Origin of the sequence: Planomonospora antibiotica, assembly GCF_014647955.1 — a bacterium.
Lineage (GTDB): Bacteria > Actinomycetota > Actinomycetes > Streptosporangiales > Streptosporangiaceae > Planomonospora > Planomonospora parontospora.
In genome coordinates this window covers 1-1,779 of record NZ_BMQE01000127.1, presented here as the reverse complement: position 1 = coordinate 1,779, position 1,779 = coordinate 1, and the positions used below count along the sequence as shown (strand labels likewise).

The 1,779-nt window shown below is 70.5% G+C and carries 2 protein-coding genes; one reads left to right on the top strand and one right to left on the bottom strand.

Annotated features, from left to right (window positions below; all coding sequences use genetic code 11):
• Positions 1-94 precede the first annotated feature (94 nt).
• Complete coding sequence (locus IEZ06_RS35700; RefSeq protein ID WP_189241089.1) at positions 95-1,462, bottom strand: TrkH family potassium uptake protein; 1,368 nt, start codon at positions 1,460-1,462, stop codon at positions 95-97.
• On the opposite strand from IEZ06_RS35700, the gene IEZ06_RS37820 reads away from it, so the two are divergent.
• On the top strand, positions 1,392-1,779 hold a 388-nt coding region (locus tag IEZ06_RS37820; RefSeq protein ID WP_373293991.1), incomplete at its 3' end, for an NAD-binding protein. The genes IEZ06_RS35700 and IEZ06_RS37820 overlap by 71 nt on opposite strands.

Sequence of the window (1,779 nt, the reverse complement as noted above, 5' to 3'; positions counted from 1 at the left end):
GCTGTGGCCGTACTCACCGGTGGCTTGCCGCACGTCCGAGATCCTTAACTACGCGGCCTTGTGACAAGAGGCCGGCGTAGTCGACGATTCCGTCTCAGCCGACGATGACCTTCTCCTCGGGCAACTCGTAGCGGCGCCTGCGATCCCGCAGCGCCAGCGCGGAGAACAAGGTGGCCGGACCGACCCGGCCGGCGAACATCAGCAGCGCCACCAGAATCTGCCCGGCCACCGTCAGGTCGGCGGTGATGCCCGTCGACAGTCCCACCGTGGCGACCGCGGAGACCACCTCGAACAGGACCGCATCGAGGCTGTGCGGGGTCAGCGCGAGCAGCGCGTAGGTGGAGGCGATGACCAGGGCCACGCCCAGTAGGGCGATGGCCAGCGCCTGGCGCTGCACGGTCGCGGCCAGGCGGCGGTGGCCGGCGTTGACGTGGGTCTCACCGCGCAGCTCGGCCCACAGAACGTAGGCCAGCACCGCGAAGGTGGTCACCTTGATGCCGCCCGCGGTGCCCGCGCTGCCGCCGCCGATGAACATCAAAACGTCCGTGGCCAGCCAGCTCGTCGGCTCCATGGCGGCGATGTCGATGCTGTTGAACCCGGCGGTGCGCGGCATCACCCCGGTGAAGAACCCGGCCAGCAGCTTGCCGGGCGCGTCCATCGGGCCCAGCGTCTTGGGGTTGGCCCACTCGGTGATCGTGAACACCAGGAAGCCGACCAGCAGCAGGACCAGGGTGGTGGCGACGGTGATGCGGGTCAGCACCGACCAGCGCCCGGGGCGGCGCCAGGAGCGGCGCAGCTCGAAGACCACCGGGTAACCCAGGCCGCCGACGACGACCGCCGCGGCGATCGGCAGGCAGATCCACGGATCGGTCGCGAACCGCACCAGGTTGTCCGGCCACAGGCCGAAGCCCGCGTTGTTGAACGCCGAGACCGCATGGAAGACGCCCAGGTAGACGGCACGGCCGAACGGCTCGCCGTAGCCGAGCGCGAACCGGGCGGCCAGCACGATCGCGGTGAGCACCTCCCATACCAGGGTGAAGACCACCACGTGGCCGATCACCCGGCGCAGGTCGCTCAGCTGCGGGGCCTTGGTCTCGGCCTGGGCCCACATCCGGGCGCGCAGCCCGACCCGCCCGGAGATCATCATCGCGAACAGGGTGGCCAGCGTCATGATGCCCAGACCGCCGACCTGGATCAGCACCACGATGACGACCTCGCCGAAGACCGACCAGTGGCTGGCGGTGTCCACGGTCACCAGCCCGGTCACGCACACCGCCGAAACCGCGGTGAACAGCGCGTCGATCAACCGGGTGCCGGTGCCGGATTCAGCCGCCCACGGGGTCGCCAGCAGGCCGGTGCCGACCGCCGCGGCGGCGGCGAACGCGGTCACGATGACCTGGGCCGGGTGCTGGAAGCGGTCCAGCAGCGCCTGGGAGAAGGAACGACGCTTCACCGCGCCCATCCTGCCGCCTGGACGGTGCCCGGGCATCGGCGGGGGTAAGGAAGTGCGACACCTGGCGTCGGCGTCCGGTGCTCGGCTACCGTGGCGCCGCATTCGAGAAGAGATCAACGGCGCCGGCAGCCGCCCTGCAGCGGTCGGTGTCCGCGTTCGGGCTGCACGCTCCTTTCTCCGAGGCCAGGGACAAGCGGTGACGGAAACACGTAACGACCCGGTCGTGGTGATCGGGCTCGGCCGGTTCGGCGGCTCGCTGGCGGTCGAGCTGGTGCGGCGGGGCACCGAGGTGCTGGCGATCGACAGCCGGCCGAAGGTGGTGCAGA

Coding starts and splice junctions, on each gene's coding strand:
- IEZ06_RS35700 (WP_189241089.1), bottom strand. CDS start 1,462: ATGGGCGCGGTGAAGCGTCGTTCCTTCTCCCAGGCGCTGCTGGACCGC.